Annotated in this window: 15 protein-coding genes; 4 read left to right on the forward strand and 11 right to left on the reverse strand. The window is 50.4% G+C overall.

The annotated features are described in order from the left end of the window. Nucleotides 1-2: 2 nt before the first annotated feature. The 11 genes from FJ146_01655 to FJ146_01705 all read right to left on the reverse strand — a co-directional run bounded on the left by FJ146_01655 (nucleotide 3) and on the right by FJ146_01705 (nucleotide 16131). Entirely contained in the window at nucleotides 3-1424 is a 1422-nt protein-coding gene (locus FJ146_01655) for an insulinase family protein (GenBank protein ID MBM4250660.1), read from the reverse strand. Beyond that, on the reverse strand, nucleotides 1414-2811 hold the full coding sequence (locus FJ146_01660) for an insulinase family protein (protein ID MBM4250661.1): 1398 nt from the start codon (nucleotides 2809-2811) through the stop codon (nucleotides 1414-1416). The genes FJ146_01655 and FJ146_01660 overlap by 11 nt, the downstream gene beginning before the upstream one ends. Nucleotides 2812-2847: 36 nt before the next feature. After that, nucleotides 2848-5052 (reverse strand): (Fe-S)-binding protein, encoded by a 2205-nt coding sequence (locus FJ146_01665; protein MBM4250662.1) that lies wholly within the window; start codon nucleotides 5050-5052, stop codon nucleotides 2848-2850. Next, on the reverse strand, nucleotides 4967-5287 hold the full coding sequence (locus FJ146_01670; GenBank protein ID MBM4250663.1) for a hypothetical protein: 321 nt from the start codon (nucleotides 5285-5287) through the stop codon (nucleotides 4967-4969). Before FJ146_01670 ends, FJ146_01665 begins: the two co-directional genes overlap by 86 nt. A gap of 18 nt (nucleotides 5288-5305) precedes the next feature. After that, nucleotides 5306-7732: a hypothetical protein gene (locus FJ146_01675; GenBank protein MBM4250664.1), complete on the reverse strand. Its 2427-nt coding sequence runs from the start codon at nucleotides 7730-7732 to the stop codon at nucleotides 5306-5308. Nucleotides 7733-7757: 25 nt separating this feature from the next. Further along, on the reverse strand, nucleotides 7758-8735 hold the full coding sequence (locus FJ146_01680; protein MBM4250665.1) for an alpha/beta hydrolase: 978 nt from the start codon (nucleotides 8733-8735) through the stop codon (nucleotides 7758-7760). Nucleotides 8736-8858: 123 nt separating this feature from the next. Continuing rightward, entirely contained in the window at nucleotides 8859-11876 is a 3018-nt protein-coding gene (locus FJ146_01685; GenBank protein MBM4250666.1) for a hypothetical protein, read from the reverse strand. Continuing rightward, nucleotides 11873-13294 carry a hypothetical protein gene (locus FJ146_01690; protein MBM4250667.1) on the reverse strand — a complete coding sequence of 474 codons (1422 nt, stop codon included), beginning with the start codon at nucleotides 13292-13294 and terminating at the stop codon, nucleotides 11873-11875. The genes FJ146_01685 and FJ146_01690 overlap by 4 nt, the downstream gene beginning before the upstream one ends. A gap of 43 nt (nucleotides 13295-13337) precedes the next feature. Next, nucleotides 13338-13730, reverse strand: coding sequence for a hypothetical protein (locus FJ146_01695; protein MBM4250668.1), 393 nt, complete (start codon nucleotides 13728-13730; stop codon nucleotides 13338-13340). Then, nucleotides 13727-15079, reverse strand: coding sequence for a 4Fe-4S dicluster domain-containing protein (locus FJ146_01700; GenBank protein ID MBM4250669.1), 1353 nt, complete (start codon nucleotides 15077-15079; stop codon nucleotides 13727-13729). The genes FJ146_01695 and FJ146_01700 overlap by 4 nt, the downstream gene beginning before the upstream one ends. A gap of 71 nt (nucleotides 15080-15150) precedes the next feature. Continuing rightward, on the reverse strand, nucleotides 15151-16131 hold the full coding sequence (locus FJ146_01705) for a WecB/TagA/CpsF family glycosyltransferase (GenBank protein ID MBM4250670.1): 981 nt from the start codon (nucleotides 16129-16131) through the stop codon (nucleotides 15151-15153). Nucleotides 16132-16159: 28 nt separating this feature from the next. Here FJ146_01705 and FJ146_01710 point away from each other — a divergent pair, with 28 nt between their 5' ends. The 4 genes from FJ146_01710 (at nucleotide 16160) to FJ146_01725 (ending at nucleotide 19188) form a co-directional block, all read left to right on the forward strand. Beyond that, nucleotides 16160-17203, forward strand: coding sequence for a hypothetical protein (locus FJ146_01710; protein MBM4250671.1), 1044 nt, complete (start codon nucleotides 16160-16162; stop codon nucleotides 17201-17203). A gap of 68 nt (nucleotides 17204-17271) precedes the next feature. Beyond that, nucleotides 17272-17700 (forward strand): holo-ACP synthase, encoded by a 429-nt coding sequence (locus FJ146_01715; GenBank protein ID MBM4250672.1) that lies wholly within the window; start codon nucleotides 17272-17274, stop codon nucleotides 17698-17700. 47 nt (nucleotides 17701-17747) lie between these two features. Beyond that, complete coding sequence (locus FJ146_01720; GenBank protein ID MBM4250673.1) at nucleotides 17748-17984, forward strand: acyl carrier protein; 237 nt, start codon at nucleotides 17748-17750, stop codon at nucleotides 17982-17984. Continuing rightward, nucleotides 17929-19188 (forward strand): acyl-CoA dehydrogenase, encoded by a 1260-nt coding sequence (locus FJ146_01725; protein ID MBM4250674.1) that lies wholly within the window; start codon nucleotides 17929-17931, stop codon nucleotides 19186-19188. Before FJ146_01720 ends, FJ146_01725 begins: the two co-directional genes overlap by 56 nt. Nucleotides 19189-19204 lie beyond the last annotated feature (16 nt).

Here is a 19204-nt window from a genome sequence, read left to right on the forward strand (position 1 = left end):
TACTAGCTTTTACTAGCTGTGGACTGAATGAGCTCACGAGCCCACTCGTCTTTAAACTGATTCCGTCCTGCGATCACACCGACCCGAAAATTAGTCAGCCATTTCTGTGCCAGGGACTTAATCTCCGCTGGCGTTACCCGTTCTAACTGTCGAGGCATATCATAATATTCATTGGCATCGCCAAAAAAGAACTCCGACGCCCCAAGGGTCGCTGCCATGGCCGCATGAGTCTCTTGCGTCAGATAATAGCTCGTAACAAACCCGCGTTTGTATTCGAGAAGCTCTTCCGCGGAATAGTCTTTTGCCTTTACTCTATCGACAACCTCGCGAATGGCCTTGAGTGTTTCCTCCGGCTTAGATGTCGAAGCATTGATCACGCCAATCCCGAGACTGTAATCGATGAGGAATGCATGGACCGCGTAGGAGAGCGACCTCTTGGTTCGGATTTCTTCGCCTAGTTCCTCACTCAAAATTTCAAAAAGTAGACGCAAGGCTGTGGCACTGCCCTCGCGAATTCCTGGTGCGTTAAACTTTATCCTTATATAGGCAGTCGGCAATTCCCTATCCGATAGGGAATACGCCTGATTCTCAACAAACTGCGGCATCTTGGGATATACGTGCTTCACCCGTTTCGTTTTGATGGCGCCGAATACTTTATCTAAATCGGCAACGACTTTGACAGCCGGCATTGAGGTGACAACCACAATAGCCATGTTGTCGGGACTCAGCAGCGAACGATGAAACTGTACTAAATCCTGACGCCCAAGTTTCTTGAGTTCTTGGAGTGCCTCATCATGATTCAAGCGGTAGGGGTGGCCAACGGGATAAAAGACGGAATTTACCACCTCGTTAACATAATCACCGGGATCACTGGGAAGGTCCTTTAACTGCGCTTCGATGCGCTGTCTGGTAAGCTCTACGTCTTCTTTGGTGAATGCTGGATCCTTAATGACGGCAGCGGCTAACTGCAAGGTCTGCGTCCAGTATTCGTTCAATGAGCCAACGGCACAGGTAGAGGTTTCAATGCCTCCACCACACGCCATTTCAAGGCTGAACTTTTCGCTGATCTCGTACACTTTCTTCTTCGGATAGCCCCTAGCGGCTAGAGGCATGACACCCCACATCCACTCGTTTAATACTTTACGGCCCGGTGGCAGGTCTTTTAGTCCAGACGCAAAGTTTACCGACAAATGCACAATATCTGAGTCAGGGATACTGCGTACGATTACCGGCAAGCCGTTGCGCAAATGATGCTTGCTAGTCATGGACTTCTGCAAGTTGATGGACTCATCGGCAACAAGTTGATTTACAGCCAATGCCGATGCCGTAGGCAAAGACACGAGCATCCAGACTGTCGCTGTAAAAAAGGCCCCTAGCTGACAGAAATTAAGACGGCTATTCATGAACTTCCTCCTAAGCCCCATCGGCTCCGGATTGTTTGTACATGTCGAGATATTTTGCGGCTAACGGTGCTGTGTTGTCTTGAAGACCGACGGCCTTTGCATCTTCTGGCGACAGTAGAACACCCTGTACATAGGACTTACCCTCAAGCCAGGTCTTCACCACTCTCTGAACATCGGCAATGGTCACTTTTTGGATGCCGTCAAGATATCCATCATAGTAACTCATACCCGTAACGGCCCACCAGAAAGCCAACTCTTTAATAAACTCTGTGGGCGCGTTCTGTTCTCGCTTGCGGGCTATAGTCATCTTGCGTTTAACGTCATTTAGTTGTGGGACCGTGAAATATCCAGGCTTAGACCACAGTTTGATTTCATCAATCAGCAACTTCTGAACTTCTTGTACGCGCGACGACGTACTCATCGCATAAAAATCAACTTCACCGGCCTGAGCCTGCGTGAAGTAACCTAAACCGGCTCCATAAGTTAGACCCGAATCGACAAACTTATGGTAAAAACGCCCGTTACGATGCTCTAGCAGATTGGCCAATACATCGAGCGCATAGGTCTCTTCAGCTTGCTGCGAGACCTTAGGACCCTTGAAGGTGAATTGCACACGCGCATTCTGCACGATAGGCCTTGTCATGACAAAGCTAGTGGTCGTCGGAAATGGCTGAAACTCTGGATGCTCAAGCGGCTTCCAGCCGTCCGGGGTTTTCCACTGGGAGAAATGTTTTTCAGCCAACTTGGCTAAGTCATCTGGGTTAAAGTCACCACCTACAAGTAGGGAGCAATTTGCAGGCACAAACACTTGATCCTTGATAGCGAGTAACTGATCACGACTGGCATTAGCAATTATGGGTCGGAGTCCCAGAGGATCGCGACGATAACCCAGTTTGCCGTAAATGATGTTACGCATGAGATTGCTGTAGTCGAATGACGGCTGCGCGGCATTACGCTCGTATTCGTTCAGCACCACCCGACGCTCCCGCTCCATCTCTTTCTGTTCGAGTAGCGGAGTGGCGATAGCGTCGGCCATGAATTGCAAACCGTCTTCAAGAAAGACCGACGGCAATGTGATGAAGTAACGCACCTTCTCGGCAGATGTATCGCCATTGTAGCTAATGCCGAGCTGACGAATCCGCTTATTAAACGCCTCTTGGTCGGGGAGTCGAGCGTTCCCCTTAAAAAACATATGTTCCCAAAGATGGGTAAGACCGTTCGTTTGTTCAGACTCGGTCATCGCTCCCGCCTTAGCAGCAAGAACAATCGTAACCAGCGGTACTTTATGTGACTCAAAACCGATAACCGGCAGACCGGTACTTAGGGTGTGAGTCGTGTAGCTTTTGACCTCCTTGGCCAAGGCTTGCGAACCACTGAGGGTCAACAATAGTGCAATCAACCGCCACATCAGCCACCTCCATGCGTCTGATCAGTCCGGATTTACTTAGTTCAAAGTCTCTGCAACGATCTCCGCTATGTCTTTCACCACCACTGCATCACCTTTGCCTTCGGCTTTGACTCCATCGGTAAGCATCGTCATACAGAACGGACACGCCGTTGCCACTGTACTCGCACCGGTGGCTATTGCTTCTTTGGCCCTATTGATATTGATACGCGTACCATGGTGTTCTTCTAACCACATGCGGCCACCACCGGCCCCACAGCAGAAGCCTTGCTCTTTATGCCGCGGCATCTCTTTGAGTTCAACCTTTGGCAAGGCTTTCAGTGCATCACGTGGCTCTTCATAAACCTCGTTATGACGCCCAAGGTAACAGGAATCGTGATACGTCACCTGTGACAGCTCCGACGGCACCTGCTGAGCTTTGATTTTACCCTGCTTGCTTAGATCTGAGATCAATTCACTGTGATGGACGACATCGACGTTGACGCCAAAATCTGGATACTCGTTCTTCAAGGTGTTGAAACAGTGCGGGCATCCCGTGACCACTTTTTTCACTTGGTAACGTTTGAAGGTCTCAACGTTGGCTTCAATTTGCATCCGCGCTAGGTATTCGTTACCAAGACGTCGTGCAGTGTCACCGTTGCACTGCTCCTCGGTCCCAAGAATCGAGAAGCTAACCCCGGCGGTCTGCATGATCTTCGCGATCGAGCGAGACACTTTTTTGTAGCGCTCGTCGTAAGATCCGGCACATCCCACCCAGAATAGATATTCGACATCGCTCTTTTCAGCCATGGTGGTGATATTTTGCCCCTTGGCCCAGTCGCCGCGGGTCGACGGATCCATTGCCCAAGGGGATGAGCTAGTTTCCAGACTCTTAAACGTGTTAGCGAGCTCTGCCGGGAATGCACCCTCAGTTAATGTGAGATAGCGCCGCATACCAACAATAGAGGGGATGTGCTCGATATATAGAGGACACGCCTCCATACACGCGCCGCAGGTGGTACATGACCAGAGTTCATCTGGAGTCACGATGGCTCCCTGCTCACCGATCAGAGGCGTCCTTTGATCCTCAGGGGTACCCGCAGCCACCTCGGCAACAGCCTTCTTAAGGTGCTTCATGATCAGGCGCGGATCAAGTGGCTTGCCGGTATTGGTAGCCGGGCACTGAGCCGTACAACGCCCACACTCGACGCAAGTGATGCCGTCTAATAACTGCTTCCAAGTGAAGTCTTTGACCTTGCCGATGCCGAAGCTTTCAGCATTCTCGTCGAACTCCATCGATTTGATTCTACCGCGCGCACCTAAGCTGCGCAGAAACATAGTCGGCCAAACCCAAATAAAATGCTGATGTTTAGACGACGGCAAGAAAAACATGAAGGAGAAAAGCGTGAGGCAATGGAGCCACCATACGCTTTTTGAAAAAACGGCCCAACCTTCGCCACTGCTTATGCCGAAAAGCCCGCCTACAGCACCGGCGAAAGACCGTGAGACTGCCAAGGGTCCCGCTGGAAGTCCACCGTCCCCCTCTACGAAGGTCTTAGCTCCCATGTAAACTAGGGAGGTCACCACAAGAGCAAGTATGAAACCCAGTACTAAATAAGCGTCAACCCGTGACGGTTTTTCAAGTTGAGACAGCCGCCATGGCTTAAGGATCAAGCGACGCCCGTAAGCCCACACTATGGCAAACGCGACTACGGCGTTGCCGATATCCTGGGTCCAGAGGTAGGCATTATAGAACTCACCGTCACCTAAGAATAGGCGAAACGAGAAAGCATCGAAGATACCGTGGATCAGCGTCTCTCCCGTACCGATCGTGACTACAACAAAACCAAGGAAGATCATGAAATGCATGATCGCGGGCCAGAAATCTTTGAGCATCTTGGGCTGTAAAAAACCACCACGGAGCATGCCAAGGATCCGCTCAGCTACCCGATCCGTCCTGACGTCATCAACGCCCGCACCGACGTGTATGGTCTGCCAAATACGTCGCAGATTGACAGCCAGATAACCAAGAGCACCGAACAGAAGTACAGCAAAGATCAAATTGGGAAGCAGAGCCACAATCATCTCCTGATAATCCATGCAACGCAAAACCCCAAAATACCACAACTTATCGAGGCCGACCAGCGGTACTGGCGCTCGGGGACGCGGCTGCAGAGCGCTAGCGGCGACGTAAAGGCCGGAGGCTTTGTCTGGCTTTGAACAGCATGGCATGGGTCTCGTATTCGACATGAGCCCGCACCGCATGGAACTTTATATCGGTGAGTTCCCTGACTAGCTGCTCGTAGCGCACATCAGTGAGTGCCAGGCGTTCGCCTTTGGCTGCTGACCGGCATCGTCTGACCCACTCTCCCTTGAGCTCCAGGTAGCGCGACGCAAACAGTGCATTGAGACGCTTAGCTACCTGGCGCGAGGTTAACGCCGTTTGGGCGAAAGACTGAATTAGTTGCGTGAGCCGCTCGGCCGGCATTCTGAGATTCATGGCACTCCCTGAGTGCCGCTACCGTATCACATGGCGCAGATAATTCTCTAGAAGAGCGCGATTTTCATCGTCATATTGGGATGTTTGGACCTCTTCCAGGATGTCTTCTCGGTAGCGTCGATCGACCTGGTATTCACGTTTGATCTCAAGATCCCCGCCGACAATTGACTGGCCGTAGTAGTTGTCCCCTGTAACGCGGCGTCGACGCCCGCGGTTGCGACGCTTCTGCTGTGACTGCTGGGCAGCGCTATCAGCCTGCCTAAGTAACCGACCCGCCAGGTCAGCGCCGGCCTCAGCAGAGCGGTAATCGGCGGCACCACCGGCTTCGATCACTTGCTCCATGGCCTCGGCGGCAGCTTGAATACGCGTAGCGGCATTGGGCGACAAATTTTTGAGTTGTCCCTCGAGTGCGCGTGTACCCTTCAAATTGGCATTCTGCTTGGATCGAGTGCCCGGCCATTGATCGCTCAGTTGATCCTGCTCGCGCTCGCTAGCTCGGTCTAATTCGGTGGAAATTTCGCCTTGGACCTTTTGCAGCTCCTTGAGAGTATCGCGCGCCGAAGCCAAACCCTGCTGCCTCGATTTATCATCCTCCTCACGCATCTTATCTTCCAACGCCTCAAGTTCCTGGAGCCAGCTGCGGTACTCAGTGACCGTGCGGGACAAAACCGTCAATTGCTCGCTCTGCGCCGCGGCAGTAGCCTTCTTGTCGAGGCTCTGTATTTGATTCATGGACTTATGAAAAGGCCTCTGACCGCTGATACGCGGCCAGGTTGGTGGCACAAAATCTGGCCCAAGCCGCGCCACACGCAAGCGCCATCGTTCCTCACGCCCCCCGAGAAAATTTTGCATGCGTCCAATAACCGTCGCGAGGGCCAAAGGCCGCCGTGCCATAGGTGTCTCAAGTTGATGCGAAAGGGCACGGGCAGCCACAAAGAAGTCGCGGTCACGCTCTCGATCATCGAGAATTTCATGCTCAAATAAAAAATCATTTAGAGACTGGCTGAGTTCAAATAACTTGTCAGCCTCAGGGTCCGCTCCTAATTCCTCCGCCAAAGTTGCAAATCTGCGCATCTGCATCCGATCTAGACCGTCGAAAAAAGGCGACCTCTCGGATTCATCGACGGCTTTTTTTGCAAGATTTACTGCCTCGGGCGGGATCGTCGCAAGCTGCTTACCCGCCATACCGTCGACCTGGGCCTTCAACTCACGCAAGGTCCCAAGTGCTTTACGATAACGCCCATAGGCACTTGCTACATGAAGTCTCAAGGGTTCACTGCGCCCTGTCAGTGGTGTCGGTAGGGCACGATCTACTGCTTCGGCGACAATTTCAATGTCCGCTATATCGTTATCTACATAGGTTTCCAAAATGATGCGGTAGTCTGTTGATAACTCGAATTTATCCTCGGTCATAACATTAGCAACCAGCTCTTTGGCCACTTTCTGTTCGTTTTTTATGAGAAGGTGTACGGTCTGCAGCGGATTTTCTCCGTGCACCTTGATACGCAAAGGGAGCGGTTGATCATCTGGCCACGGATCCTCGATTTGGCCGGCCACCTGTAGGTCAACCTTCGGAACGGGAAGCTGCCGCACCTTGAGACTTGCCAGTGGTGTGTTGCGGTTGAGATTAGGTAGAAAAAGCTGCACATCCTCGGAAACAGCAAACGACGTGATAAAAAGATTATTAACGTCTCCCCCACCAGCACTGCGAACTGACGACATTTGGAATGTCTGGAATATAGCCCCTGCATCCGCAGATGACGCCACGGTGCGACGCAACTCGATGACCGGAGCTTCAACGCCGCCAGCATGTACCTTTAACTCAATCAAATTTGTTGCCAACAGCTCCAAAGCGACGGTCTTGCCTGAAGCTAGTTGCCAAATCCTCTCAGTTGGATCGTTTGCGGCACCCTGGAGGATAGTCAAAGTCGCACTCTGCTGCAAACTGTCAACTGCTTGAGACACCTGTCGCAACGCAACTTTGAGACTCGGAGCCGCGCGGGGCACCAGTAGTACCGCGAGGGTTATAGGAACAACAAGTCCACTTGCGGCGATCAAAAGCCGCCGCCATTCCGCCCGGCGAAACGCCATAAAGTCGCGGCGTATCACCTCTTGCCATGGGACCGCCAGATCGGCGTCCGCGGCGGCCACGCGCAGAGGGATTTTCAAGTCGCTACCGTAACGCATATCAAGGTACAAACAAAATTCAGGTACCGTGGCCTCTTGCCAAACGAAAGCGGACCGGCGCAGGATCAGCACCAGGCAACCCGCAACCAGACCAAGAACCACCTGCTCCCCTTCAGCGCCTGGCTTAACTAAGGACCAACTTGCCATAACTACGCCAGCCAGCGATATCGCGGCAGCGAGGCTGATCAAGCGATTTAAAAGCGCAAACTGCCACTTAATTCGATTACGCTGATCAATCGCCTCATTAAGTGTCTCCACCAGGATTCCTTTGCCGCCGCACGGTTTAAGTAAACTCTACCGACGGTTCTCGCCGACGCACTACGACGCGTCCGAGCCACCCCAAGATGAGCGCCACGACGTCTTCGCGCGTATCATCAGCCTCAGTCAGCACACCATGAGTGGTATTCTTTAAATCCAAAATCTGAACATTATGGTCGCCGTGAAGCGCCGCGGATTTTTTCAAATGCTGATAGGAGCAAATTTGATCTTGTTCGGGACACAGTATTAGCACGGATCCGTCGAATTCGATAAACCGCGTCTCAGCTCTTTTCATTGCCAGAATAACTTCGCTAGCCAGAGCCGCAGTTATTCCTGAAAATCTTGTATTGAGCTCGCCGTCCTCTCGACTCATTGGGCGGCGATTGACACGCCCACTTGTAAAACGCGGCACAAAGGGTTGCCAGACCCTTGCGGTCGGCAATACATCGGCCAGTAACCGCAAAATAAGGGCCTGCAATCCCCCAACAGCCGATTGCAGCTCTAGACAGGGCGCACTAAGCACCGCTCCAGAGCAAAAGGCTGGGAACCGCTTAGTGAACTCCATCACCATGAGCGCACCCACGCCCTGCCCAATAATGACCGGACCCTGCCCTCCGGCTCGGTGGCGCGCCCAGGCGACGACTTGCAACAGATCCTGAACTAATACGGCGAAACTAGGAGCGTGACCTAGCTGCCATCCTGAGCGCCCATGGCCACGCCAGTCATAGGTATAAACTGAGTAGCCTTGACTAAAAAAGCTTTGCGCCGCTTGATGATAGCAATCACCATGCTCGCCTAGGTCATGGACTAAGACCAACGGAGGCTTATCAAGATTCTTTTGTGCGAGCGATCGCACGTAGACGGTAGTCCCGTAATGGTCTACTGGGAGATGAATAATGTGCTCGGGATTATCTGTGGTCTCGTCGCCAACGGGAAACGGCGGTAGGGCGGAGGCGATCGCCCGCTCTGTATTGGAATTTTCAGGGGCCGAGGCCTGTTCCACAGCGCGAAACCTAGTCGTTTAGTTAGCCAGCAAGAGACCCAGTGATTCTTAGCTAAAGGTTACCAGATTGGTGACTGTTTTTCCAGGCATATCACTCACCGATATTAATCATAAACGCTCATATTAGCGGCTTCGCCCACCACTAAATGAGAACTCATTATGGCAGCTCTCACATCGCTCAAATCCAGGGAGCTTGTGATCGGGGAAAACTACCCGCAGAGCATCCTGTAAATGGCAGCTAGCGCAATCTGTCGACTTCCCTAAGTAAACATTATTGGCATGACACTCGGTACAGGCAACTAAACGATGCGCGCCACGCAACGGGAACGATGTCATTGAGTGTCGATAGCGGTTAACATTCCAGAAATGTTGAGAATGACACTCGCCGCAGGCAGGCAGCATACCAAGGTGGGCATCGTCTTTCTGGTGACACACCTTACAGTCGCCACCGATGCCGGTGAGTTTTCGTCCATCTTTGTGACACTCGCTGCATTCGAGTAGATAGTGAGTCCCCGACAACACAAAGTCTTTGTGAAAGTCGCCAGTTTTTTCCCACCCCGTCGCCACGTGGCACTGGGAACACTGTTTACCAAACCGGCCCTTATGGGGATCCTCGTGACACAGCGCGCAATCTTTAGTCGTCAGATCGGTAAATATGAATTGACCCTTTTTGTGTTTTGATGGCTCAGGAAACTTTTTAGTAGTTGGCTTATGACATTCGGCACACTTCACGCTCGTATGCTTGCCTTTGAGAGGGTACCGCGACTTATTGTGATCAAACTTAATTTGACTATAGAAATGCACCTGGCTGTGGCACGCCCGACATGGTTCTTGGGAGAACTTTTGATGAAACTGGTCACGATGCGGGTTGGCGTGACACACCTCGCAGAAACCAGTAGATTGATGCCCCATTTGATACAATGATGCTGGCTTTGGTGGCTTGGTCGGAAGAAACTTATTCGTCTTTGTATGACACTGAGCGCAATCCTCTTTAATGGCCACGTGCGCGCCGATGATTTGAAAGTCCGTTAAACTATGGTTAAACGGCAGACGCTTGGCAAAATCTTCCGTGGTGTGACACTCGCGGCAAGCCTTATTGGCAAACTTGGAACTGAACTGGTCTTTGTGCACATTAGCATGACAACTTTCGCAGAATCCGGTTTCCTCATGATCAAACATGTACTTGCCAGCTGGTTTGGGCGGCTTAGTCGGAAGCATTTTCTTTGTCTTATAGTGACACTCAACACAGTCATTCTTTATCTTGGTGTGAGCGCCATTTATCTTGAATTTTGTAATACTGTGGTTAAACGGGCTTAGATCATCGAACTTTTTTGCATTGTGACAGCGGCCACAAGTGTCATTATCGGTAGATTCATCGAATTGCCCTTTGTGGACGTTTTTGTGGCATTCGATACAGTATCCCTCCCGCTCGTGACCAAAAATATACTTACCCGCAGGGTGAGGCGGCTTCACAGGCAACATTTTATTGGTAGGGATGTGACACTTGACACACTGCCGCGCAATTTTTTGATGAGAATCAACTAGCTTGTAGTCAGTTTTGTCGTGGTTATAGTCAAAAATATCTTTAAACTTGTTGCTGTTATGACATTCCGCGCAGGATTGCTGCTGATATTTTGGTTTGAACTGATCTTTATGCGGATATTTATGGCACTCGACGCAGAACTGAACCTTCTCCGTTGGAAATCTATAAACTTGTTTGCCATCCCGCAAATGACAGTCGTTACAGCGAACGGGGACATGACTGCCAGTGAGGGGAAAGCGAGTCATCGTATTGTGATTGAAACCATCGCCCTGCTTCTGATTCAGACTCTTCCAATCGTTGGTATTGTGACAAGCCGTACACTTACTGGTCTTAAACACCGGATTCTCAGCCGGATCGTGCGGACTCTTATGACAGGTCTCGCAGGTTTTTGTGACCATTTCCGGAAACTGGTAATCCCTCGGTGTATTGGGAACAGCTCCACCAGCTAATGGTTTATGGCACTCAAAGCAGGCCACTCCAATATGCTTTCCCGTTAGAGGGTAAGTAGTGTCTACATTGTGATTGAATTTAACAGCTGACTTCCACGCCACATCGTTATGGCAGGTCTGGCATTGAGTCAGCTGTCCTAGCTTAGGTGAACTTTCACTCCTGAACCCATGGTAATCTTGGTGACAACTCGAACACTGCTGACTTAAACCAGTAAAATTGAAGTCCTTAAGCTTAGTTGCTCCACCACTTTGTTTGTGACAGGCTTGGCACGGCTCTTTAGCGTGGGCCCCTTTTAGGACAAATCCCGTGATATCGTGATTGAAATGGGTAATCTGCCAACGATCCTGGTTATGGCAACTCTCACATGCACCGCCGCGGAATTTGCCAGCTAAATTATCTTTGTGAAAATCGGCATGGCAAGTCCGACAACCCAGACGGGAGAGTTCAGGAAAGTCATACTTGGCAGGTCCACCTTTGCCCTTGGGATTATGACATTCGGCACAACTCACTTTGCTATGGGCGCCAATCAAAGCATAGCCGGTTTCCTTTTTATGATCGAAATAGGTCGCCTGCTTCCACGACTTGTCATTATGGCAAGTATTACAGTCCTTAACCGCCCATTTTGGCGGGAAGCTGTGTATGTCATCTTTTTTATGACAGCTAACACACGATGAATCGGTACCAAAAAATCGCGTGTCATTGCGGAAAACCGGTTTTTCCGTTCGTTTTTCTGTGTGGCACTTCACGCAGTCGACACCGGCATGTCCGCCGTTTAGGGGGAACCCAGTACGCCGGTGATCAAACCCCTTCTGCTTAAACGCTACCGCATTGTAGTTGCGCCCCTTATGATCTGAGTGACAGGAGACACAGGTTCCCTTGGCCAGAGCGTGAAAGCCCGTTTTACGGTCAATCGATTTTTTGATCTCCTTGTGACAGTCGAGACACTTACTATCGGGCACACCTTTTCCGGCATCATGACATTTAAGGCACCCACCGTGCTCCCACTCCTTGTGCCCCTCCATCAGTGGACCAGGCGCTAGCAGCGAATTTATGAGGCCCTCCCCAGACGTGTCAGCTGCTCGAAGCTGCGCCGCAGGACCAGCTGTCGCTGCTATCAGAAGTAGAAATTTCAGAAGCAATAGTCTCAAAGGATACGCTCTAGCTTGGGTGTTTCATCGCGGATAGGGGTTGCCTGCCTGGTGTTTATTCTATAACCAATCGACAAAAGTGCGCTATATACCGACGCCTGTTCATCCTGCGCCGCCTCTAAGACGACACTGCCGATCAGATCCCGTGTCAGTAGCATGCTCATATCTGTATCAACGACTAAGGGGTGCAATGAGCTACGTCTGTCGATACTCTGCGCTGTATACTGGATTGAAGCCGAGACTGAACTTTCCCGCCAATAATACGTAGCGCCGCTGCGAAGTATTGAATCCTGGCTGAGAAAATTGCGCTTGAAACCAGCCCCAGCAAATGCCGTCAAGTGACTATTCAATAGCCCTGTGGTCACGATGCGCCCACCTAGGCCGTACTGATTCTTTCCGTCGACATCACGACGTCCGTACGAAGTATCACCCACAATAGCAAACTGATTAGAAAGCTTGTAGCGCAGGTCACCCCCTAATTGACTGTATCCACTGATAGGTAACCGGTCTAGAAGATCTCGAAACTGCTGATAGCTCCGCAGATCCAGGTGAAACAAATTGGCCGAGCCAGATAGACGGGATGTCCAAGGCTGATAAAGTGAGGCCCAGAGATTCCGCACCTGTACTGAGGGCTGAACTATGATGTGCGATATGTAGGTTAGACGTTGCCCACTTGCTCTTTGACGGAATGCATTTGCATACCAAAACATGTAGTTACTGGCGGCATCCGCTTCTGTGGGGGCAGTTTCGTTACCAACCAGAATGCTGCCACCACGCCGTACTGCAGGATTATCAAAGGATCCAACCCCTTCCAGCGATTTGCGGCCAACCAAACTAGTCGACGCATAGGTGTTACTTTCACCACTCTTGGAGCTTTCCTCGTATACCGCATAGCCACCTATCTGCCGCTCTTCGAGACCGATTTTAAGAGACCTTCCACCTCGATGCTCTGGATAGAGACCACCAAACAGCGCCAAACGTGTTGACTGATTAAGTCGCAAACCGGCCTCAGCCCCGTCATTCCCCAGTACCACAGCATCGGCAGCAACAAAGCGTCCAATAGACCAGAAAACACCGGTTCTCGTCGCAGGGGACCGAAGAACCAATTGTCTAAGCTGCACATCATTACTGGCGGCCATTCGTCCTAATGCGGGTTCGATACGACCAAAGGGATCATACTGGTTCCGCAGATCTACTGTAAATTCGAGCCCACTACCCGTGAGGTTAGTCACATCGACATAAGCGCGTCCTATACCCAGAAACCGGTCGTTTGCCACGGGAGCAATGCCGGTATTCTTTAAATCCTCTTTTATCGAGTATAAGCCGAGATTGAAGCGCGCAGAGTAATCATAAGCAGTAGCTACCGGTGCTGCCAGCATCGACAAAATTATCAGAATATTTCGCAGCCATCGTTTCATTTGTTACTTTTGAAGCTCGAGCTCAAGAGATCAGTGGGAAGCATTACTCAGCCGTCCCCAGTTTTGAGAAACTTTTGGTGTTATGACAACCAACGCAATCTACCTTTTGTGGATGAGGTTCTGCTGGTCGTCTATAGGCGTGACATTTATTACATGACGATGGTTTAGGATCATGGTCGTAGCTATTGACCGGCACCCAACCCGACCGATCATCTTTTGGTACATGACACTCCTGACACTCACCTCCACCGCCATGAACCTCGTCATCAATTGGAGCCGGTCGCTGGGAAATATGACAGGTAGAACATGTGTTATCGGCGAGAAACGCACCGTGCTCGAATGATGGTCTCACCGCTTGTTGATCACCAATAGTCGGAGTTCTCGGAACACACCCAAAAGCAAAAAAATACGTAAGAAACGGCAAAAGCTGCTTCATGTCTTTCTCAACCTCTCACCGAATTTTTTATCCATCTTCACGCCAAGAGATGCGAGAAATTCCTTAGGAACTTCACTTCCGGCGAAGATAAATACGAAAGAATTATTCATTTTTATCGGACTGCCGCCATGATTGACTATGATGTGACTTTGATGAATGGACTTTACTTGACTCTCGAAAATCACCCAGATCTGACCATGGAGTGCTAGCGCGTTTACGTTGTCAATGTTTTCCTGATTTGCCCTGTTGAACTGACGCGATCTGACAATCAGCGACACACGATTGCGTAGCCTTGGCTGTGCTAGTTGAACCGCTGCCTCCAATGCGGCATTACCACCACCGATGACCGCAATATCTTGTTTCTGGTACTGCTCTGGTTCCAAAAGGTTGTAGGTGACCTTCGGTAAATTCTCGCCCGGAACGTTCAGTCTCCTCGGTGTACCTCGGACACCTGTGGCAAGAATGACCTTTTTTGCCGTCAATGACCCTAGAGATGTCTTGACCTGGAAGATCTCTCCATATTTCGAAAAACCCTCGAATTTACACCCCTCTTTGATCCTTAGTGAGTACCGTCTCCGGAGGTGCGTCCAGTATTGCAATAGCTCCTCTTTGGAGACTTTATTGTTGGGAAATTCCATAGTGCCCACCAAGGGTAGGTCTGCGGGTTGCGTCATCACGATTTTTTGACGAGGAAAGTTATATATCGTTCCACCTACACTATTTTGTTCAATACATAGGTAATTGGCCCGAGCCTGAGTCGCAGCCAGTGATGCCGCTAATCCAGCGGTGCCAGCGCCCACGATCACGAGATCAAAATCAGCTCGCGCGTTTCCCGGCAGTTTTGCCAGTGCATGCATGGCGGCGGTGCGTCCTTGTCTAACGGCATTTCTAATTAGACCCATACCCCCCAGCTCGCCGGCGATATAGACGCCCTTAACATTGGTCTCGTAGTTGCTCGTAATGCGCGGCAGATCCATACCGCGACGCTTGGTGCCAAAAACTAAATCGATGGCCCCAAAGGGACAGGCGATTTCGCACTCACCGTGCCCCACACACATGTTGGGCTGCACCAAGACTGCTTTGTGATTAATGACCTTAAGTATTTCGCCTTCAGGGCAGGCCTTCACACACGCTGTACATCCCGTGCACCGGGTCGCATCGATTTCCGGATGTAATGTGGTTGGTTCAATGAGATCATTTTCCACGCTTGATTTGTAGGCTTCGGCTCCGTCTGCGTACAGTTTGCGCCGTCGTCTGATACTGACGAATGCGACACCAGCGAGCAACAGCAGACCAAGCGGCGTAAGCAACTTAGCGCCGATAACTGAAATTGTATTCCATGTGCTCATGTAATGAAGGTCCTAGATCGACCACGGCAGGCAGGGCGCAGCACTTCTTATTATACTGTATGATCTGGAACCTAGGTCTTATTCGGTGATTTTGATCTAAATTTTTGTCTTGCGAATTGCCTAAGCTCATCGATGATCACGACTAAAAACGCGACATTAGATGCATAACGCCAGAATAGACGCCGCGGATCTTTCAGAATCCGGTATATCCATTCAAGCCCCCAATTCTGCATCCATTTTGGCGCTCTTTTTAGTCTTCCAGCAGCGAACTCAATAGCTGCACCGACCCCAAGAGCAACATCGACGTGAAGGTCCTTAGCATATTTTGCGATCCAAACTTCTTGCTTAGGACTACCTAAACCGACGAACAAAATATCCGGCTTCAGCGCATTAATTTCGGCGATTGCGCGTCCGTTTTCATCTAGATCACTTTCAAATCCGTATGGTGGGGCATAGTAGCCGACCTTTAAAGCGGCGGCCCGTGAACGCAACTGATCGGCTGCTGCCTCCGCAGCCCCAGGTGGCCCCCCAAAAAGGAAAATGGAAAGATTGGCGCGAGCTGCAGCGACTGCAAGTGCGGGCAACAGATCGGCACCCGTGACGCGTTCGGGAAGCGGTTTACCTTGTAGGCGTGACAACCAAACTATAGGCATACCGTCGGCCAGTGAGAGCACGGCACCACGATATATTGCCGCCAGACTACTCGACCTGCGACACCTCAAGACGTGATCGACATTTGGCGTCACGACAAGACGACAATCGCCCGCACCAATGACTGCAAGTTCAATAATTCTCTGTACAGCCTGATCCAGGTTCAGGGGATCAAAGGAGAGCGAGGCTAGGTTGACCCGCTGCATAAAATTGCCCCCAAAATAAAGTTTTGTTTTGCATGATACAATATGGACACCATACTCGTTCCGCCTCAGGATCCACCACGTGGCCAATATCCTCATCATATCAGCTTTGCAAATTTTTCCCGTTGTTTCTGGTGGCCAGCAGCGGACAGCATCGATTGCACTCGAGCTTGCAAAAGCCGGCCACCATGTGCGCATTTATTCGCTAATTGGGCGCAAACGCGACATGCTAAGGTTTACGGGCGAAACCGAGGCAACCATCAGCGCCAACTTGTATGAATTTGTTTGCAGGCCTTTCACCTTGTGGGCGAAGGCTATGGTTGCCTATAAGCTTGGTCTCCCACCCCTATGGGCAAAGGAGCTTATCGAGCAACCTGATACGACGCTCAATCTGTGGATTGCCCAATCAGAGATAATCATCCATGATTTCCCCTATACATTTGCCGCCCTACGCGCACACCGTAGACTGCAAATCTTAAACAGCCACAATATCGAGCATCAGCTTTTTCGCACCAAAGATGGGAGGGATAGCAAACTCTCCGAAAGCGTCCGAAAACTTGAGTATACCGCTATCGCTGGTGTCGCCTTGGTGGCTTGTGCATCACTAGACGAAGTCACAGTATTTTCCGCAGCTTTTCCTAATAAAGAATTTATACATATTCCAAACAGCATCAAACCCAAAAATCAGAATCCCCCTCCCAAAAAGCAGACCAGTACTATGCGTCAGGATCTTGGAATTAATGATGATGCAACCGTTCTGATCTTCCCGGCAAGTCGTTATGGTCCCAACATCGAGGGAATGGATTTCCTAAGGAATTTCAGCATTAAGCACGAGTCTTTTCTACGAAAAGAGCGCATCATGATTCTAGTTGTAGGCAGTGTCGCAACGGGCCAGCACAGACTTGGGCAATTCTTAACCACAGGTCCGGTTTGTGACATAGAACCATATTTTCATGTTGCGGATTGGGGTATCAATCCTATCTTCTATGGCTCCGGAACTAGCATTAAAGTTGCAGAATTTATCGATTTTGACTTACCCATACTGACTACCGAGGTTGGATCACGCGGATTTACCTTCGTCGACCAAAGCACTGCCATTTTTTTTACAAAAGATAATCTTCTCGAAAAACTCACAATGTTACCAAAAGATCTGCATCTACTGAGGAAGATGCGTCAGGAGGCCCGCATGGCTAACGCGCACTTTCTCGATCCGACTGCAGCAGTGGCGCCGTTACTGAGAGCTATCAGTGGCTGGAACCCACTCTCATGACACATGATTTAAGGTCGTGCTAGTATTGAAGTATCTCTCACTAGTCCCGCGGATTACCCTCACATCTCATGCTACTAACAATCATAAAAAGACTAATTTCTCGCCTGGGTGTAATGCCTGCCATCGGCAACGATCTGGTTTTCGTGCCGGATGTTGCCTCGTCTCACCATCAGTTTGGTGAACGGTATTTAAAATTTATTTTTACTGACAACGAGATTCTCGACTGCATGCACAAGGATGGTAGTTATTCCTACACCAGCCTAGCCGCCCGCATTGCAGCCAAAGAATCTGTGATGAAGTTACTTAAACCGGCGCGGGATCAACTTCTACCTTGGCAATCGATAGAGGTCCGGCGCGACCCCACTGGTGCGGCCGATCTAATTTTGCATCGAGAAGCCAAGGCCATGGCAGAGAAACAAAGTATTATCTCGCTTTCGCTCTCGCTTGCTCATGAACACCAATATGCCTCCGCGTTAGTATTAGCGACTCAAATCTGATCATCGATCTTAAGATTTATTTTTATCCAAGCGAGGAGTTTACTGCCATGCAAGATAAGATTCGAAAGATTCTAAAGGATCATGGACGTCTCGCAGTTGATGCCAATTCACTGGCTGAAACCACTGATCTTTACCAGTCGGGAATGACGTCACATGCCAGTGTTAACGTCATGCTAGCTCTCGAAGGAGAGTTTGATGTCGAATTTCCAGACCATATGTTAAAACGCAGTGTTTTTGAGAGTATTGCCTCTATTACGAGCGCGATTAATCAGATTAAGAACTGACTCGCCAAAAACCTGCCAACCTGGAGACCTAACTTTGGTCTTACCCTCACATTCACCCTTGGTGGAACTTGCGCGTACTGTCGGTGCGGGTACGGCGGCGAATTTTGCTGATCAAGTTGACGCCGATGCTCGCTTTCCCCACGAAGCGGTCACGCAACTAAGAGCGCATCGCCTGCTCAGTTGCTATGTTCCCCAGAGTTTGGGTGGCCATGGGGCATCACTGAATGAGCTCGCATTTATGTGCGAGGAGCTAGGAAAACACTGCAGTGCCACGGCCATGGTTTTTGCCATGCATCAGATTCAAGTAGCTTGCTTGGTGCATCATTGTCACGATGACAGACATCTCAAGGCATATCTCGCTCAACTCACACAAAATCAACACCTAATCGGGTCTGTAACGTCAGAGGTCGGAGTCGGTGGCGATATGCGGTCGAGTGTTTGTGCCGTCGATGTAAATGGCGATGAATTCACCTTAAACAAGAACTCCACGACGTCATCCTACGGAGCTCAGGCCGACGACCTACTAGTGACTGCAAGGACCTCTCCGACAGCTCCAAGTAGCGATCAATCGCTGGTGTTACTTGCCAAGGGGCAATTCACCATGGAACAAACTGGCAACTGGAACCCCATGGGTATGCGCGGAACCGGGAGCGCGCCCTTTAAACTGACGGGCAAAGGGCTCACTTCTCAAATCATGAGCACCCCGTTCGCGACTATTTCTGCTCGTACCATGGTACCGGTCTCTCACCTATTGTGGGCCGCGACTTGGGTTGGTAACGCCGTTGCCTCAATGACGCGGGTCAAAAGCTTCATCAAACAGCAAGCTAGATCGAATCCGGGCAGCCTACCGCCTACGGCACTCCGCATGGCTGAATTGGCTCCGAGTATACAGCTCCTGCGAACCTCGTATCGTTATCTTCTTACCGAATACGAGAGTATCAACGCAGATCCGACAAGATACGACGAGCTCTCAACCATCGGATATGCCGTTCGGATGAATAACCTTAAACTTTCTGGCTCACAACTTATCGTCGATATTGCCAATAAGGCACTTCAAATTTGTGGTGTCGCTGGCTACAAAAACGACTCCAAATTCGCCATGGGACGCATCCTGAGAGACGCACATGCTGCCGCTCTGATGGTCGGAAATGATCGCATACTTAACTCAAATGCCAACATGCTTATGATTCTCAAGGGTGATTGATCAGGAGATACTTGCT

The sequence above is a fragment of the Deltaproteobacteria bacterium genome (assembly GCA_016874735.1).
Taxonomy (GTDB): Bacteria; Bdellovibrionota_B; Oligoflexia; order Oligoflexales; family CAIYRB01; genus CAIYRB01.

Excerpts from the sequence above, each read along its gene's own strand:
- FJ146_01720 (MBM4250673.1), top strand. The coding sequence starts at position 17,748 with ATGCAAGATAAGATTCGAAAGATTCTAAAGGATCATGGACGTCTCGCA.
- FJ146_01670 (MBM4250663.1), bottom strand. The coding sequence starts at position 5,287 with ATGAATCTCAGAATGCCGGCCGAGCGGCTCACGCAACTAATTCAGTCT.
- FJ146_01700 (MBM4250669.1), bottom strand. The coding sequence starts at position 15,079 with ATGAGCACATGGAATACAATTTCAGTTATCGGCGCTAAGTTGCTTACG.
- FJ146_01690 (MBM4250667.1), bottom strand. The coding sequence starts at position 13,294 with ATGAAACGATGGCTGCGAAATATTCTGATAATTTTGTCGATGCTGGCA.
- FJ146_01710 (MBM4250671.1), top strand. The coding sequence starts at position 16,160 with ATGCTAAGGTTTACGGGCGAAACCGAGGCAACCATCAGCGCCAACTTG.
- FJ146_01665 (MBM4250662.1), bottom strand. The coding sequence starts at position 5,052 with ATGCGGTGCGGGCTCATGTCGAATACGAGACCCATGCCATGCTGTTCA.
- FJ146_01655 (MBM4250660.1), bottom strand. The coding sequence starts at position 1,424 with ATGGGGCTTAGGAGGAAGTTCATGAATAGCCGTCTTAATTTCTGTCAG.
- FJ146_01695 (MBM4250668.1), bottom strand. The coding sequence starts at position 13,730 with ATGAAGCAGCTTTTGCCGTTTCTTACGTATTTTTTTGCTTTTGGGTGT.
- FJ146_01705 (MBM4250670.1), bottom strand. The coding sequence starts at position 16,131 with ATGCGCACATGGTGGCCGGCTTTTGCAAGCTCGAGTGCAATCGATGCT.
- FJ146_01660 (MBM4250661.1), bottom strand. The coding sequence starts at position 2,811 with ATGTGGCGGTTGATTGCACTATTGTTGACCCTCAGTGGTTCGCAAGCC.
- FJ146_01715 (MBM4250672.1), top strand. The coding sequence starts at position 17,272 with ATGCTACTAACAATCATAAAAAGACTAATTTCTCGCCTGGGTGTAATG.